The sequence below is a fragment of the Burkholderia sp. BCC1638 genome, assembly GCF_902833195.1.
GTDB lineage: Bacteria > Pseudomonadota > Gammaproteobacteria > Burkholderiales > Burkholderiaceae > Burkholderia > Burkholderia diffusa.
The window spans coordinates 158,477-173,228 of the sequence record NZ_CADFEC010000008.1; the positions used below are offsets into that span (position 1 = coordinate 158,477).

Here is a 14,752-nt window from a genome sequence, read left to right on the forward strand (position 1 = left end):
CGCCGCAGGCCTTGCCGATTGCCGCGACGCACGTCGGCGGCGCGGCCTGCCTCGGTCGGTGGCCGGCTGGGGCGGGAGGATCGGACCGCCACGTGCGCGAATCGCGCCCCGTTTTTCATGGCGCGACGATCGTCGCGACGCAGGCGGCGATTGTGTCCCGCACGCGCACGATCGCCGGGTCACGCTGCGTGCTCGTGCGCCAGCCGATTTCCACCGGGTAGCGCGGCAGTTCGACCGGGCACGCGAGCGCGCGCAGCGACGTCGACTGCGCGATCGCGCGAGCGGCGTGCGCCGGAATCGTCGCCACCGCGTCGGAGCCGGCGAGCAGGTACGGCAGCGCCGCGAAATGCGTGGTCGACGCCGCGACGCGCCGTTTGTGTCCGAGCGCGGCCAGCGCTTCGTCGACGATCCCGATCACGCCGCCCGACGACACGAGCAGGTGATCGCGCTGCACGAAATCGGCGAGCGCGAGCGTGCGCGGCGCGTGCGCGCGGCCGGCCGGATCGATCAGGCACGCGTAGCCGCCCGTCGCGACCGCGCGCCGGCTCAGCCCGTTCGCCGAGAATCCGCCCGACGCGATCGCGAGATCGACGCCGTGCCGTAGCAGCGCGTCGCCCGCGATGCCGCTGTGCGTCTGCCGGAAGATCAGCCGGATGCCCGCGGCTTCGCGGGCGACCGCGTCGATCAGCGCGCGGCCGAGCGCGATCTCGAAGTCGTCCGACAGCCCGACCGAGATCGTACGGCCGACCCGCTCGCCGCCGTCGGCCGCGATCGCGAGGCTTGCGCGGCAGCGGTCGAGCGCATCGGAGAGGATCGGCTTCAGTTCGTCCGCACGCGGCGTCGGCGCGAGCCCGCGGCCGGTGCGCACGAACAGCGGATCGGCGTAGATCACGCGCAGCCGCGCGAGCGCCGCGCTCGCCGCCGATTGCGTGAGGCCGAGCCGCAGCGCCGCGCGGCTCGCGCCGCCTTCCTCGTACAGCGCCTCGAACACTTTCAGCAGATTCAGGTCGAGCGCGGCGATATCATCCGTATTCATGTCAGTTATCGTTTTATCGATTTGATCGATGAAATGATATCGATAAAGATGGCGTCACCCACTCACCGGAGACGCCTTCATGTCCACCTCAGTCATCGCCGCGCTGCAGATCGGCGCATCGCCCGCCGGCACGCGCGCCACGCTCGACACGATCCTCGGCTACGAAGCCGCGATCAGCGACAGCGGCGCGTCGCTCGTCGTGCTGCCCGAGGCCGTGCTCGGCGGCTATCCGAAGGGCGAGATCTTCGGCACGCGGCTCGGCTACCGGCTGCCCGAGGGCCGCGACGCGTATGCGCGCTACGCCGCGCAGGCGATCGACGTGCCGGGGCCCGAAACCGACGAACTGGCCGCGCTGTCGCAGCGCACGGGCGCGAGCCTCGTGATCGGCGTGATCGAGCGTGGCGGCAGCACGCTTTACTGCACGGCGCTGTTCTTCGATCCGCGCGACGGGCTCGTCGCGAAGCACCGCAAGCTGATGCCGACCGGCACTGAGCGGTTGATCTGGGGGCAGGGCGATGGCTCGACACTGCCGGTGATCGACACGGCCGCGGGCCGTGCGGGCGCCGCGATCTGCTGGGAGAACCACATGCCGCTGCTGCGCTGCGCGATGTATGCGAAAGGCGTGCAGATCTGGTGCGCGCCGACCGTCGACGAGCGCGACCTGTGGCAAAGCGCGATGCGGCACATCGCGCACGAAGGGCGCTGCTTCGTCGTGAGCGCGTGCCAGGTGCAGCCGTCGCCGCGCGCGCTCGGCATCGACGTGCCGGGCTGGGATCCCGAGCGGCCGCTGATCCGCGGCGGCAGCGTGATCGTCGGGCCGCTCGGCGACCTGCTGACGGAGCCGCTGATCGGCGAGGCCGGGCTCGTGACCGCGCGCATCGATACGGACGAGCTCGTGCGTGCGCGTTACGACTTCGACGTGGTCGGGCACTATGCGCGCCCCGACGTGTTTTCGCTGCACGTCGACGAGCGGCCGAAGCGGTCGGTCGTGTTCGGGGAATGACGGGCGTTGCCGGGGCGCGGACGCCCCGGCTTGCGAATGGCGGCGGCGCGCGTCAGCGCATCGGCGCTTCCGCGATTCGCATGTAGTCGGCGATGCGCCGGCCTTCCATGTCCGGAAACTGCTCGTGCACGGTGATGTCGCCCATCCGCGCGATGTCGAAGGTGCGGAAGTCGTCGCGCAGCTCGCACCACGCGCCGATCGTCCAGCGTCCGCCCCAGTAGACGAGCCCGAGCGGCCACACGCGGCGCTTCGTGTGCGCGCCGAGCCGGTCGCGGTAGTCGAAGCTGACGATGTGGTGCGTGTCGACCGCCTGGTGGATCGCGTCGACCTTCGCGCAGAACGTCTCGTCGATGTGGAACGACGGCGCGAACACCGGCAGGCGATCGAGCGCGGTGCGCTTGTCGGCCGGCATCGCCGACGCGATCTTCGCGAGCGCCGAACGCGCGCCGCCCGCGAAGCGCGCGCCGCCCCAGGTCTCGAGCATCCGCGCGCCGGCCGCGAGCGCCGCGAGCTCCTCGGCCGTGAACGTGAGCGGCGGCAGGCTCGCGTTGCGGTTCAGCCGGTAGCCGATGCCGGCTTCGCCTTCGATCGGCACCCCTGACAGTTGCAGGTCGCGCACGTCGCGATAGACCGTGCGCGGCGACACCGACAGCCAGTCGGCGAGCTGCTGCGCGGTCGTGAGACGACGCCCGCGCAGCAGCTCGGCGATCTGGAACAGGCGGTCGGCACGGCGCGTCATGGCTGAACCTCGACTCCAACGGCTACGGGGACTTCGCGATGATAGCGCCGTGCCGGCCGGATCGTGGATGCGCTCAGTGGCATTTCGGTGCGTGCAGGCCGACGCGGTTGCCTTCGGTATCGATCAGGTAGCCGATGTAGCCGTAGTTGTTCGGCAGCTCGACGACCGAGCCCTGCACGACGCCGCCCGCGCGCTTCGCGCGTTCGAGCGCCGCGACGACCGATTCCCCGGCGTTCAGGTACACGAGCACGCCGTTCGCGCTCGGCTTCATCTGCTGCGGATCGAACACGATGCTGCCGCCCGTGCTCGACGCTTCGTGATCGAATACGGCCATCGGCACGCCGCCGATGACTTCGCGCTGCAGCGTCGTCTGCAGCACGGTTTCGTAGAAACGGATCGCCCGGTCGAAATCGAGGGACGGGATGTCGAACCACGCGATCGCGCGTTCCAGGGTTGCGGTTGCAGTTGCGGACGTCATGACGAGCTCCTTGTTGTTCGGGTTCTTGATGGAAACCAGCCTTGCATTGCGCCGGGATTGCAGTGTGATCGGGGGCTGCTGACAGCGTGCTGTCAGTAGTCGTGGCGGTGCTGACAAAAGGGCGAACCTGACGGCCTGGGCGGGTAAGGGCGGTGCGGGAACCGCATCGGCGCGCGGGGTGGCGGGGCGGCACGCGGGGCGCCGCCCGCGTGGGGGCGGTGGAAAGAAAAACGCCCGGCACAGGCCGGGCGTCGTGGGGTGTCAGCAGGCGGCCGCGATGGCCGTCTCGCGTGTCAGGCGTCGCCTTCCGGCGCGGCCGGGCGTGCCTTCACGCTGCCGGCGATCAGGTCGAAGCGGAACAGCCGGCATTCGAGCGCGCCGTTGAACAGCGGCGTCTTCGCCGATTCGCGCAGGCGCAACTGGCCCGGCAGCGACCGGTCCGACGTCAGCAGGAACGCCTGCCAGCCCGTGAAGCGCTGCTTGAGCGCATCGCCCAGCGCGTTGAAGAATTCGCTGTCCGGCGCGTCGGTGTGCGTGCGGCGGAAAGCGTCGTCGTTGCCGCGGTTGCGACCGGTCTCGCGCACCTCGCCGCGCGCGCTGCGGCCGCGGACCTCGATCCGCTCGCCGTACGGCGGGTTCGCGAGGATGATGCCCGGGCTGTCGCACGGCGGCGTCATCCCGCGCGCGTCGACCTGCTTGAGCCACACCGACGGCACGCCCGCGCGCTCGAGGTTCGCGCGCGCCTTCTCGAGCATGTCGCCCGAGATGTCGCTGCCGTACACGCCGAGCGAATCGCGCTTGCCGCGCGCCGCGCGCTTCGCGTCGAGCGCCGCGACCTTCAGGCCCTGCCATGCGGTGATGTCGTATTGCTTGAGCTTTTCGAAGCCGAACCGGCGCTCGACGCCCGGTGCGACGCCGAGCGCGATCTGCGCGGCTTCCGCGAGGAAGGTGCCGCTGCCGCACATCGGGTCGTACAGCGGCGTGCCGGGCGTCCAGCCCGTCAGGCGCAGGATGCCGGCCGCGAGGTTCTCGCGCAGCGGCGCCGCGCCCTTGTCGAGGCGCCAGCCGCGCTTGAACAGCGGCTCGCCCGACGTATCGAGGTACAGCGTGCACTCGGTGGCCGTCAGGAACGCGAACACGCGCACGTCCGGCGCGCCGGTGTCGATGCTCGGGCGTGCGCCGGTCTTGTCGCGCATCCGGTCGCAGATCGCATCCTTCACGCGCAGCGTCGCGAATTCGAGGCTCTTCAGCGGCGACTTGATCGCGGTGATGTCGACGCGCAGCGTCTGCGTCGATGCGAACCAGCGTTCCCATGGCTGCTCGAGCGCGAGCGCGTAGACGTCCTGCTCGGTGCGGTACGGGCGGTGCGCGATCTTCAGCAGGATCCGGCTCGCGATTCGCGAATGGAGGTTCGCGGCCATGCCGGCGGCCCAGCCGCCGCGGAAATGAACGCCGCCCGGCACCTGCGCGCCCGCGGTGAACGGCGAGCCGTCCAGATGTCGGCCGGCGATTTCGGCCAGCTCGGCGGCAAGCGCCGCTTCGAGGCCGCGCGGGCAGGGAGCGAAGAATTCGTACAGGGTGGGCGAGGACATAAGGCGGGTGAGGACGTGCAAAAGTCCACTATTGTACGCGGCGCGAGCGGCCGGAGCCGGCGTTGCATCCGATTCGGGACGCCGGCGCCGGTGCGCCGGCCGCGACGGCGAGCCGGCGGGCCCGTGCGGCGGCGCCCACCCGGATGGCACGCCGCCGTCGAAGAATCAGTGCGAGCCCGGCTGGCTGGCCCGCGCGGCCGGGGTGCCGGCCGGCCAGAACAGCGCGGACGGCTTCGACAGCACCGTGCGGACGATCGCGCCGACCAGCGCGCGCACCTTGGTGCGGCGCAGGCTGCGCGAGCGCACGGCCATCGTGAACGCGAGCGCGAAGCTCACGAGCACGTTGAGGATCGCCATGCTCAGGACGCCGGCGCAGGCCCACCACAGCTCAGGCGTGCCGAGCGCGCCCTTGCCGAGCACGCCGAGCGCGATCCCGATCGACCCGGCCGACAGCGTCACGTGGCGCACCTCGAACGGGAACAGGAACACGGTGACGATCGCCGGAACCAAGCCGAGCATCAGGCCGAGACCCACGTTGGCGACCACGCCCGCGACGTTCGAGCGACAGAAGTGTGCGAGTTTCGCGGCACCCGACGCACCGAGCGTGAGCCGCAGCCGTCGGTTGTACGTCAGCGCGTCGCCGACCCGATGCAGCACGAACCAGTTGTCGGCCCAGCCCGCGAGCAGGCTCGACGCCCACAGCAGCACGCCGGTCAGCGCCGCGTAGAGCGGCGTCGGGCCGAGCAGCGAGAACGAGTGCAGCGTCGCGTGCGCCTTCTCCGGCGAGATCAGGTTCGCGTGCATCAGGTTGCCCGCGAACAGCTGCACGAGCAGGCACACGGGCAGCACGACGAGCACGTTGCCGGAAATCGCCGCGGCCTGCGTGCGGATCAGCGCGATCACCGATGCCACGAACGCCTTCACGCCTGCCTCGTGACCGGTGTCGTCGAGCTCGCGCGCGAGCGTCGGCGCGGTCATCGCGGGTTGCTTGGTCGCGAGCGTGAAGTGCAGGAAGTGCATCAGCATGAAGCTCGCCGCGTAATTGACGCCCGCGAGCAGCCCTTCGAGCATCGACTGCAGGTGCGCGCCGGTGATCGCGAACTTCACGCACACCGTCACGACGGTGACGAGCCCGCCGCCCGCGGCCATCCGCAGCATCTTCAGATACTCGGCGCGGCCGCGCGAGATGTAGTGCTCGCCGGTGTCCGCGTTGGTCTCGACGAGCTTGCGCGCGAACAGCGAGAAGTTGCTGCGCACGAGGTGCGACACGCTCTGGCTGTTCTGGTTCGCGTCGACGAGCTCGGCCGTCAGGCGCGCCATCCCGCGCAGATCGTCGCGTGCCATCCACGCGTTGAGCAGCATTTCCGCGCGCAGGATGCGCATGCGCATCCGTTCGACCTGGAACACGATGTCGACCGACACGCCGTTGCGGTACAGGTGCGCGAACACGTCGTCGACGGCGATCCGGCATTCGTCGAGCAGCACGCGCAGGTAGTTCACCTCGTGCAGCAGCTTGCTCGGGTCGCCGCCGTCCTCGACGGCCGCGTGCGCGGTCTCGACCGCGAGCATCGCGCGCGTGAGCCGATAGAACGGCTGCGTTTCGAGCGGCTTGCGTGCGTCGTCGTCGGACAGGCGGCTGCGCACCGTCTGCGACAGGCCGGTCGAGCTGATCTGGCAGGTCAGGTTGTGCAGGGCGGCGAGCAGGTCGCGCGAGAACGAGCCGGGCTCGTGGCGCTCTTCGTCGGTGACGTCGAATGAGATCAGCTCGGCGAGGCGGGCGAGCAGGTCGTCGGGCAGCGCCTCGATCCATTGCACGTCTTCGGGCGTCGGGAACATCAGCGTGAACAGCGCCGTCAGTTCGCGGCGGTTCGGCGCGGGCGGGATCAGCGACGTGTCGATGCGCTCGAACAGCGCGCCGAAGAAGCCGGAATGCACGGGCATGCCCGCGTCGCACAGCAGCGAGATGCCGTCGCATTCGCGCAGGATCCCGCGCAGGATGCGTGCGGCGTGTGATTTCCATGCCGGATTGCGGTCGAGCACGTGGAACAGGTAGCGCAGCCGCGCGTGCGCCGGATATGCGCGCGCGTCGGCGTCGCGTTCGGCCGGCGCGTCGTGCGCGACCTGCATCGCGCCGTTGCGGCGCAGCCAGTGCGCGAGCTCGATCAGCCATTCGCTGCGCTCGGCGTACGGCGCGTCCGCGTCGGCATGCGCGAGCAGCGCATCGAGCTGGTGGCCCGCATTGCGCGACGCGCGCCACTTCTTGATCAGGGTCGTCAGGGAACGAAACATAAACGGAATAGCGAAAGCCCTGGACGGGCGGGTTCGGGATGCCGGCCGGAACACGGCGCGGCGCCGGGGAGAACGGTGAGGCTGGCCGGGTGGCCGGACGACGCACGGCGACCCGCGATGCGGCTGCCCCGGTGCGGTGCACGCGGACACGCATGCGCGCCCCAGGAGACGCGGCGATCGGACCGGACACGACGGGCGGATCGCCGCCGGCGGGCGCGCACGACGAGCGGCGCGAGCCGGAAAGTGCGTAGGATCGTCAATCGGGCGCGAAAACGCAAGCCGACCGTGTTGCGTGGTGCCGGTTCCGGCAGATTTTGACAAACAATGCAAACCCGCCGTCCGGCCGATGGATGCCGAGCAGTGTCGGCCGAAGCGGCGAGGGCGGCGAGAGCGGCAGGTTCGCGTGCGCGGTCGCGCGCGCACGCGGATCGATGCCGACGACGTTTATCGGACGCCGGCCCGCGCGTCGCGCTTACGCACCGGACTTGCCGGTCGCGCCCACGTCGTCGCCGGGTGTCGGACTGGCCGGGCAGGGCACGGCGGGCGCGGCGGCCGTTGCCTTGCCGGATGCGGTCGTCGAGGTGGTCGACGCAACCGCGGCGCCGCGCCGCGCGGCCATCGCGCGCACGCCGGACGCGGCCTGCGATGCGATCACGTCGAGCGCGCGCCGGTGGCCCGCGACGAGCGCGTCGTAGCCGTCGGCGACCGGTTCCGCGACGCTCGTGCGACACGTCATCACGGCCTGCGTGCCGAGCGCGCGCACGCTCCACACCGCATCGATCGCCGCGCGTTTGCCGGGCCACGACTCGAAGCGCTGCACGTTCACGCTGATCCGATAGACGGGCACGCCGGCCGGATACGCGGAATTCGCGACGTCGATCGTGCCGAGCTGCGCGGCGAGGTCGTCGGACAACGCGCGGCGGATTTCGTCGGCGGGCGGCGCGGCCCAGCGCTCCTGCTCGAGCACGTCGACCTGCGCGGCGTTCTTCTGCACGACGAGCTGGTTCTTCGCGACCTGCTCGGGCACGCCGACGGACGGCACCTCGATCAGGAACGACGGGTTGGCGGGCGCGGTGCGTACGGGCGCGGCAGCGTCGGCCGGGCTCAGCGTATAGAACCGCGCGGGCGGCGAGCTGCACGCGGCGAGCGCGAGCGCGGCGAAGACTGCCGCCGCGCCGCTCGCGAGGATGTTCACGCGTGTCGTCGTCATTATTGATCTCCTGGCTTGCCCTTGAGCAGCGATTCGGGATGGCGCTCCAGATAGTCCGCGAGCGCGTTCAGCGATTGCAGCGTGCGCGTGAGTTCCTTCAGCGCGCCGCGCACGTCGGACTGCAGCGGCGAATCCTGCTGCAGCGTCGCCTCGGCGGTCGAGAAGGTCTGCTTCGCGGCCGACAGCGTGTCGCGCGCTTCCGGCGCGACTTGCGTGTCGAGCTGCTTGAACAGCTTGTCGGCGTTCGACAGCGCGCTGTTCAGGTTCGCGCCGATCTGGTCGAACGGCACCTTGTCGAGCTTCTTCGCGATGTCGGCGACCTGCAGCTGCAGTTCGTCGAGCGTGTTCGGCACGGTCGGCAGCTCGAGCGGCTGGCGTGCCGCGTCGATCTTCACGACCGGCGCCTTCGGGAAGAAGTCGAGCGCGACGTACAACTGGCTCGTCAGCAGGTTGCCGGTGCGCAGCTGGCCGCGCAGCCCGTGCCTGACGAGGCGCTCGACGATCTCGCGGCGGCCCGCTTCGCCCTTGCTCTCGATCGTTTCGCGGAAGCGCGGGCCGAGCCGCTCCGGATACACGTTCATCGTCACCGGCATCAGGAAGTTCTTCGTCTTCGGATCGAAGTCGATGCCGATGTTCGTCACTTCGCCGAGCACGATGCCGCGGAAGTCGACCGGCGCGCCTACCGCGAGCCCGCGCAGCGACTGGTTGAAGTTCATCACGACCTGCAGCGGCTGGCCGTCCGGATCGCGCATCGCGTCCGTCTCGTCGGAGCCGAGGCGGAAGGTCGTGTTGTTCGGCGCCGTCGCGCCGCTGTCCTGGTTCGGCGGCGTCTGGAACGCGATGCCGCCGAGGATCACCGTCGCGAGCGACTGCGTGTTCAGCTTCAGGCCGCTCGAATCGAGCCGCAGGTCGACGCCGCTCGCTTGCCACCAGCGCGAGTTCACGCCGACGTACTGGTCGTACGGCGCGTTGACGAACACGTTGAACGTGACGCCCGTGCCGTCCTTGTCGAGCGAGAAGCCGACCACCTGGCCGACCGGCACGCGGCGGTAGTAGACGGGCGAGCCGATGTCGACCGAGCCGAGCGAGTCGCCGCGCAGCACGTACTGCGTGCCCTTCTGGTCGCCGGTCACGGCCGGCGGTGTCTCGAGGCCGGTGAAGTCGGTTTGCGTGTCCTGCCCGTGGCCGGCATCGACGCCGATGTACGCGCCTGACAGCAGCGTGCCGAGCCCCGACACGCCGGTCGCGCCGACCCGCGGACGCACGATCCAGAAGCGCGAGCCCTTGACCGCGAAGTCCTCGGCCTCCTTCTTCAGCTGCACCTGGACGAGCACGCGCGACAGGTCCTTCGACAGCTTGATCGTCTTGACCATGCCGATCTCGACGTCCTTGTACTTGACCTGCGTCTTGCCCGGCTCGAGCCCTTCCGCGCTGTGGAAGCTGATCGAGACTTCCGGGCCGCGCTCGCGCACGGACTTGATCACGAGGCCGATACCGATCAGCGCGGCGATCAGCGGCACGAGCCAGACGAGCGACGGCAGCCAGCCGCTTTTCGTCGAGATCGCCGGATCGGGCGGCCGGGACGCGTCTTGCTGCGGGCCTTGCGGACTATTCATGGTGTTTCCCTGAGGTTTCGACTGGATCCCAGATCAGGCGGGGATCGAACTGCATCGACGCGAGCATCGTCAGGATGACGACCGAGCCGAACGCGAGCGCGCCGGGTCCGGCCGTGATGACGGCGAGCGAACGGAAATGGACGAGCGCGACGGTGAGCGTCACGACGAAGATGTCGAGCATCGACCAGCGGCCGATCCGCTCGACGATCCGGTACAGGCGCGTGCGCTGCAGCGGCCGCCACACGGTGCGCCGCTGCGCGGTGCCGACGAGGAGCGTCAGCACGCCGAGCTTGAGCATCGGCACGAGGATGCTGGCGACGAACACGACGACCGCGAGCGGCCAGTCGCCGGACGTCCAGAAATAGATGACGCCGCTCATGATCGTGTCCTCCTGCGAGCCGACGATCGACGACGTGCGCATGATCGGCAGCAGGTTCGCCGGAATATAGAGGATCGCGGCCGCGATCAGCAGCGCCCACGTGCGCATGATGCTGTTCGGCGTGCGGAAGTGAAGCGTGCTGCCGCAGCGCGCGCAGTGCGCGTGCGGATGGTCGATCGTCTGCACGAGCCCGCATGCGTGGCAGCTGGCGTAGCCCTCGCGGGCGGCGGTCGGCATCGTCATTGGCGGGGCGCTTGCGGCGGCGGAGCGGTGCCGTCGGGCGAGGCGGGCGAGCGCCCGGCGCGCAGGTCGTCGGCGATGTCCCACAGCGTGCGTGGATCGAACATCAGCACGACGGCGGTCATCAGCGTGAGCGCGCCGAACGCGAACAGCGCGGCGTCGGGCACGACGCGCGCGAGGCTCACCATCTTCACGATCGTCACGACGATCCCGAGCATGAACACCTCGATCATCCCCCAAGGCCGCACGAGCTGGATCGTGCGCAGCACGAAGTTGAGGCCCGGCGGCACGACGCCACGCCGGATCGGCAGCAGCACGTAAAGCAGCGCGGCCATCTCGACGAGCGGGAACAGCACGGTCGAGCAGAACACCATCACGCCGACGGCCTCCATGCCCTGATGCCACAGCGCGTCGATCGCGCCGATCAGCGTCGTCTGCACGCGGGTGCCGTTGAGGTCCATTTCGAGGATCGGGAACGCCTGCGCGATGACGAACGTGACGAGCGCCGCGACCGCAAGCGCGCTGATGCGCTCGATCTGCGTGGTGCTGTTGCGATAGAGCAGCGCGTCGCAGCGCGGGCAGCGCGCGATTTCGCGACCGCTCAGGCGCGGTTTATGCAACAGTGCGTCGCATTCGTGGCAGGCAATCAGGTCGTGTCGTTGCATGGAAAAGGCGGTAGTGCGACGGGCAGGGGAACGCGTCGACGGGGCCGGAACCCGCGCCAATCTTACCAAAACGGCTTTTTCGACGTGTCAACGCCCGGTTGCCGGGTGACCGGGCGGTAACATGGCGCAAACCTGACAGCGGGCTGGCGTGCCTGTCCTCAGAGTCCGCGCATGACAAAAGGTTGCGGTAGCATGGCGGCCTTGACAAGCGTCGGACGAATTTACCGGCGCAGCCGTTCGCTCAACTGAGGAATCCATGATGGCATCGAAATCGCCGCCGGCCGCGCCGGCACGCTACGCGCACACCGCGATCGCGCTGCACTGGCTGATCGCGCTGCTGATCGTCTGCGGCTTCGCACTCGGCTGGGTGATGACCGACATCCCCGGCTTCACGCCGACGAAGCTCAAGTACTTCTCGTGGCACAAGTGGATCGGCGTGACGGTGTTCGCGCTGGCCGTCGTGCGCGTGCTGTGGCGCGCGACCCACGTGCCGCCGCCGCTGCCGGGCGGCACGCCGGCGTGGCAGCGTGCGGTGTCGCACGGCGTGCACATGCTGCTGTACGTGCTGATGATCGTGATTCCGGTGACGGGCTACCTGTATAGCTCCGCGTCGAACATCCCGGTCGTCTATCTCGGCATCGTGCCGCTGCCGCGCCTGATCGATCCCGATCCTGCGCTGAAGGAAACCTTCAAGACGCTGCACGTGTCTTTGAATTACATTCTGCTTGCGCTCGTCGCCATGCACGTGCTCGCGGCGTTCAAGCACCAGTTGTTGGACCGCGACGGCCTGCTGTCGCGGATGCTTCCCTCCGCCAAATGAAGGATCCCATGAAAGTGTCTTTCTCCCGCTCCATGCTGACCGCGTTCGCCGCGGTGTCACTTGTCGCGTCGGCCGCGGCGCACGCCGACGTCGATCTCGCGAAGAGCAAGGTGTCCGCCGTGTCGAAGCAGATGAACGTGCCGACCGAAGGCGCATTCAAGAAGTTCTCCGCGCAGGTGAAGTTCGACCCGGCCAAGGCCGCGCAGGGCAGCGCGCAAATGACGATCGACATCGCGAGCTTCGACCTCGGCGACAAGATGTACAACGACCAGGTCGCGGGCAAGGACTGGTTCGACGCGAAGGCGTATCCGCAGGCGACCTTCGCGTCGTCGGCGATCGCGCCGGCGGGCGGCAACAAGTACAACGTGACCGGCAAGCTGACGATCAAGGGCAAGTCCGAGACCATCACGGTGCCCGTCACGGTCACGCAGAGCGGCGCGACGCAGACCTTCGACGGCGTGCTGCCGATCAAGCGTTCGGCGTTCAACGTCGGCACCGGCGAGTGGAAGGACACGTCGATCGTCGCCGATGAAGTGCAGATCAAGTTCCATCTCGTCGCCACGAAGTAAGCGGCGGGCTGTCGCATCACCCCGAATGCCGCGCGAGGGCGCGGCGCTGTTCCAAGGAGAAAGCGTTTGAAAAAGCATCTGATCATCGCCGCGGGCGCGCTGGCCGCTTCGCTGTCGTTCTCGGCATTCGCCGACAGCGCGACGTACCAGTTCGACTCGAGCCATACGTACCCGAGCTTCGAGGCCGACCACTTCGGCGGCCTGTCGGTCTGGCGCGGCAAGTTCGACAAGTCGAGCGGCACCGTGACGCTCGACCGTGCGGCGAAGACCGGTACGGTCGACGTGACGACCGACATCGCGTCGATCCACACGGGCAGCGCGAAGCTCGACGAGCACCTGCAGACGGCGGAGTTCTTCGACGTCTCCAAGTTCCCGCAGGCGAACTACAAGGGCGCCATCAAGTTCGACGGCGACAAGCCGGTGTCGGTGGTCGGTAACCTGACGCTGCACGGCGTCACGAAGCCGGTCACGCTGAAGATCGATTCGTTCAAGTGCATGCCGCATCCGATGCTCAAGCGCGAAGTGTGCGGCGTCGACGCGGTCGGCGAATTCAGCCGCGACGATTTCGGCCTCGACTACGGCAAGCAGTACGGCTTCAAGATGAAGACGAAGCTGCTGATCACGGCCGAAGCCGTCAAGCAGCAGTAACGCGCCCGACCGGGCCGGCCGCCGCGTCACGCCGCCGGCCCGTCGCGAGCCAGCCGCCGCGCTCCCGTTTTCAGGGGGCGCGGCGGTTTTTTTTGCGCGCCTATAATCGTCGGCGCAGCTCGCGGCGCGAGAACCGGCGCGCCGGATACAACGTACAACGACAAGGAGATCGCCGATGCACGCCGTCACGCAGTCCAGCTCCATTGCCTCGTCGCCGCGCGTGTGGCGCGCGGTGGTCGCCGCGTCGATCGGCAACGCGCTCGAGTGGTTCGACCTCGTCGTCTACGGCTTCTTCGCGGTGACGATCTCGAAGCTGTTCTTCCCGGCCGGCAACGACACCGTGTCGCTGCTGCTCACGCTCGGCACGTTCGGCGTGTCGTTCTTCATGCGCCCGCTCGGCGCGATCGTGCTCGGCGCGTATGCCGACCGCGCGGGCCGCAAGGCCGCGCTCACGCTGTCGATCCTGTTGATGATGGCCGGCACGCTGGTGATCGCGGTGCTGCCGACCTACCAGACGATCGGCGTTGCCGCGCCGCTGATCCTCGTCGCCGCGCGGCTGATGCAGGGTTTCTCGGCCGGCGGCGAATTCGGCAGCGCGACCGCGTTCCTGGCCGAGCACGTGCCGGGCCGGCGCGGCTTCTTCGCAAGCTGGCAGGTCGCGAGCCAGGGGCTCACGACGCTGCTCGCCGCCGGCTTCGGCACCGTGCTGAACGCACAGCTCACGGCCGACCAGATGGCCGCGTGGGGCTGGCGCATCCCGTTCTTCTTCGGGCTGCTGCTCGGGCCCGTCGCGTACTACATCCGCTCGAAGGTCGACGAGACGCCCGAATTCCTCGCCGCCGAAAGCACCGCGAGCCCGCTGCGCGACACGTTCGCGTCGCACAAGGCACGGCTCGTCGCCGCGATGGGCGTGGTGGTGCTCGGCACCGTCGCGACCTATCTCGTGCTGTTCATGCCGACCTACGGCGTGAAGCAGCTCGGCCTTGCGCCGTCGGCCGCGTTCGCCGCGATCCTCGTCGTCGGCGTGATCCAGATGGCGTTCGCGCCGCTCGTCGGCCACTGGTCGGATCGGTACGGACGCGTGCGCGTGATGCTCGCGCCGGCCGTCGGCATCCTCGTGCTGATCTATCCGGCGTTCGCGTACCTCGTCGCGCATCCGGGCTTCGGCACGCTGATCGCGCTGCAGGTGCTGCTCGCGTTCCTGATGACCGGTTATTTCGCGGCGCTGCCGGGCCTGCTGTCCGAAGTGTTTCCGGTGCAGACGCGCACGACCGGGATGTCGCTTGCGTATAACGTCGCGGTGACGATCTTCGGCGGCTTCGGGCCGTTCATCATCGCGTGGCTGATCCGCGCGACCGGGATGAAGACCGCGCCGAGCTTCTACCTGATGTTCGCGGCCGTGCTGAGCCTCGTGGCGCTGGTCGTGCTGCGCCGGCGGTTCGGCTTCCGGTGACGCGGGGCGTGCGGC

Annotated in this window: 14 protein-coding genes; 5 read left to right on the plus strand and 9 right to left on the minus strand. The window is 69.1% G+C overall.

The annotated features are described in order from the left end of the window. Positions 1 to 115: 115 nt before the first annotated feature. Entirely contained in the window at positions 116 to 1,036 is a 921-nt protein-coding gene (locus HWX22_RS12365) for a LysR family transcriptional regulator (protein WP_175915715.1), read from the minus strand. 79 nt (positions 1,037 to 1,115) lie between these two features. Between HWX22_RS12365 and HWX22_RS12370 the strand changes: the two genes are divergently transcribed. After that, a complete protein-coding gene (locus tag HWX22_RS12370; protein WP_175915716.1) occupies positions 1,116 to 2,039 on the plus strand; it encodes a carbon-nitrogen hydrolase family protein in 924 nt (307 codons plus the stop codon). 52 nt (positions 2,040 to 2,091) lie between these two features. Here the strand turns inward: HWX22_RS12370 and HWX22_RS12375 are convergent, their stop codons facing one another. From HWX22_RS12375 to HWX22_RS12410, 8 genes are all read right to left on the minus strand, one after another. Continuing rightward, positions 2,092 to 2,778: a YafY family protein gene (locus HWX22_RS12375; RefSeq protein WP_059535356.1), complete on the minus strand. Its 687-nt coding sequence runs from the start codon at positions 2,776 to 2,778 to the stop codon at positions 2,092 to 2,094. Between the two features lie 73 nt (positions 2,779 to 2,851). Next, entirely contained in the window at positions 2,852 to 3,256 is a 405-nt protein-coding gene (locus HWX22_RS12380; protein ID WP_175915717.1) for a VOC family protein, read from the minus strand. Positions 3,257 to 3,549: 293 nt separating this feature from the next. Further along, a complete protein-coding gene (locus HWX22_RS12385; protein ID WP_175915718.1) occupies positions 3,550 to 4,848 on the minus strand; it encodes a class I SAM-dependent RNA methyltransferase in 1,299 nt (432 codons plus the stop codon). 165 nt (positions 4,849 to 5,013) lie between these two features. Then, a complete protein-coding gene (locus HWX22_RS12390; protein WP_175915719.1) occupies positions 5,014 to 7,137 on the minus strand; it encodes a site-specific recombinase in 2,124 nt (707 codons plus the stop codon). A 472-nt stretch (positions 7,138 to 7,609) separates the two neighbouring features. Beyond that, the gene (locus HWX22_RS12395) at positions 7,610 to 8,347 is read right to left on the minus strand and encodes a PqiC family protein (protein ID WP_175915720.1); all 738 of its coding nucleotides are present in this window, start codon (positions 8,345 to 8,347) and stop codon (positions 7,610 to 7,612) included. After that, positions 8,347 to 9,963: an MlaD family protein gene (locus HWX22_RS12400; RefSeq protein WP_059535365.1), complete on the minus strand. Its 1,617-nt coding sequence runs from the start codon at positions 9,961 to 9,963 to the stop codon at positions 8,347 to 8,349. Before HWX22_RS12400 ends, HWX22_RS12395 begins: the two co-directional genes overlap by 1 nt. Then, positions 9,956 to 10,585 (minus strand): paraquat-inducible protein A, encoded by a 630-nt coding sequence (locus tag HWX22_RS12405; RefSeq protein WP_059820461.1) that lies wholly within the window; start codon positions 10,583 to 10,585, stop codon positions 9,956 to 9,958. Before HWX22_RS12405 ends, HWX22_RS12400 begins: the two co-directional genes overlap by 8 nt. Continuing rightward, entirely contained in the window at positions 10,582 to 11,247 is a 666-nt protein-coding gene (locus tag HWX22_RS12410; protein WP_059820462.1) for a paraquat-inducible protein A, read from the minus strand. The genes HWX22_RS12405 and HWX22_RS12410 overlap by 4 nt, the downstream gene beginning before the upstream one ends. A 259-nt stretch (positions 11,248 to 11,506) precedes the next feature. Here HWX22_RS12410 and HWX22_RS12415 point away from each other — a divergent pair, with 259 nt between their 5' ends. The 4 genes from HWX22_RS12415 to HWX22_RS12430 all read left to right on the plus strand — a co-directional run bounded on the left by HWX22_RS12415 (position 11,507) and on the right by HWX22_RS12430 (position 14,737). Next, positions 11,507 to 12,067: a cytochrome b gene (locus HWX22_RS12415; RefSeq protein ID WP_059820463.1), complete on the plus strand. Its 561-nt coding sequence runs from the start codon at positions 11,507 to 11,509 to the stop codon at positions 12,065 to 12,067. Between the two features lie 8 nt (positions 12,068 to 12,075). After that, a complete protein-coding gene (locus HWX22_RS12420; RefSeq protein WP_059820514.1) occupies positions 12,076 to 12,636 on the plus strand; it encodes a YceI family protein in 561 nt (186 codons plus the stop codon). A gap of 66 nt (positions 12,637 to 12,702) precedes the next feature. Further along, on the plus strand, positions 12,703 to 13,284 hold the full coding sequence (locus HWX22_RS12425) for a YceI family protein (protein ID WP_059820464.1): 582 nt from the start codon (positions 12,703 to 12,705) through the stop codon (positions 13,282 to 13,284). A gap of 175 nt (positions 13,285 to 13,459) precedes the next feature. Next, positions 13,460 to 14,737 carry an MFS transporter gene (locus HWX22_RS12430; RefSeq protein ID WP_175915721.1) on the plus strand — a complete coding sequence of 426 codons (1,278 nt, stop codon included), beginning with the start codon at positions 13,460 to 13,462 and terminating at the stop codon, positions 14,735 to 14,737. Positions 14,738 to 14,752: the final 15 nt, after the last annotated feature.

Excerpts from the sequence above, each read along its gene's own strand:
- HWX22_RS12365 (WP_175915715.1), bottom strand. The coding sequence starts at position 1,036 with ATGAATACGGATGATATCGCCGCGCTCGACCTGAATCTGCTGAAAGTG.
- HWX22_RS12370 (WP_175915716.1), top strand. The coding sequence starts at position 1,116 with ATGTCCACCTCAGTCATCGCCGCGCTGCAGATCGGCGCATCGCCCGCC.
- HWX22_RS12375 (WP_059535356.1), bottom strand. The coding sequence starts at position 2,778 with ATGACGCGCCGTGCCGACCGCCTGTTCCAGATCGCCGAGCTGCTGCGC.
- HWX22_RS12380 (WP_175915717.1), bottom strand. The coding sequence starts at position 3,256 with ATGACGTCCGCAACTGCAACCGCAACCCTGGAACGCGCGATCGCGTGG.
- HWX22_RS12385 (WP_175915718.1), bottom strand. The coding sequence starts at position 4,848 with ATGTCCTCGCCCACCCTGTACGAATTCTTCGCTCCCTGCCCGCGCGGC.
- HWX22_RS12390 (WP_175915719.1), bottom strand. The coding sequence starts at position 7,137 with ATGTTTCGTTCCCTGACGACCCTGATCAAGAAGTGGCGCGCGTCGCGC.
- HWX22_RS12395 (WP_175915720.1), bottom strand. The coding sequence starts at position 8,347 with ATGACGACGACACGCGTGAACATCCTCGCGAGCGGCGCGGCGGCAGTC.
- HWX22_RS12400 (WP_059535365.1), bottom strand. The coding sequence starts at position 9,963 with ATGAATAGTCCGCAAGGCCCGCAGCAAGACGCGTCCCGGCCGCCCGAT.
- HWX22_RS12405 (WP_059820461.1), bottom strand. The coding sequence starts at position 10,585 with ATGACGATGCCGACCGCCGCCCGCGAGGGCTACGCCAGCTGCCACGCA.
- HWX22_RS12410 (WP_059820462.1), bottom strand. The coding sequence starts at position 11,247 with ATGCAACGACACGACCTGATTGCCTGCCACGAATGCGACGCACTGTTG.
- HWX22_RS12415 (WP_059820463.1), top strand. The coding sequence starts at position 11,507 with ATGGCATCGAAATCGCCGCCGGCCGCGCCGGCACGCTACGCGCACACC.
- HWX22_RS12420 (WP_059820514.1), top strand. The coding sequence starts at position 12,076 with ATGAAAGTGTCTTTCTCCCGCTCCATGCTGACCGCGTTCGCCGCGGTG.
- HWX22_RS12430 (WP_175915721.1), top strand. The coding sequence starts at position 13,460 with ATGCACGCCGTCACGCAGTCCAGCTCCATTGCCTCGTCGCCGCGCGTG.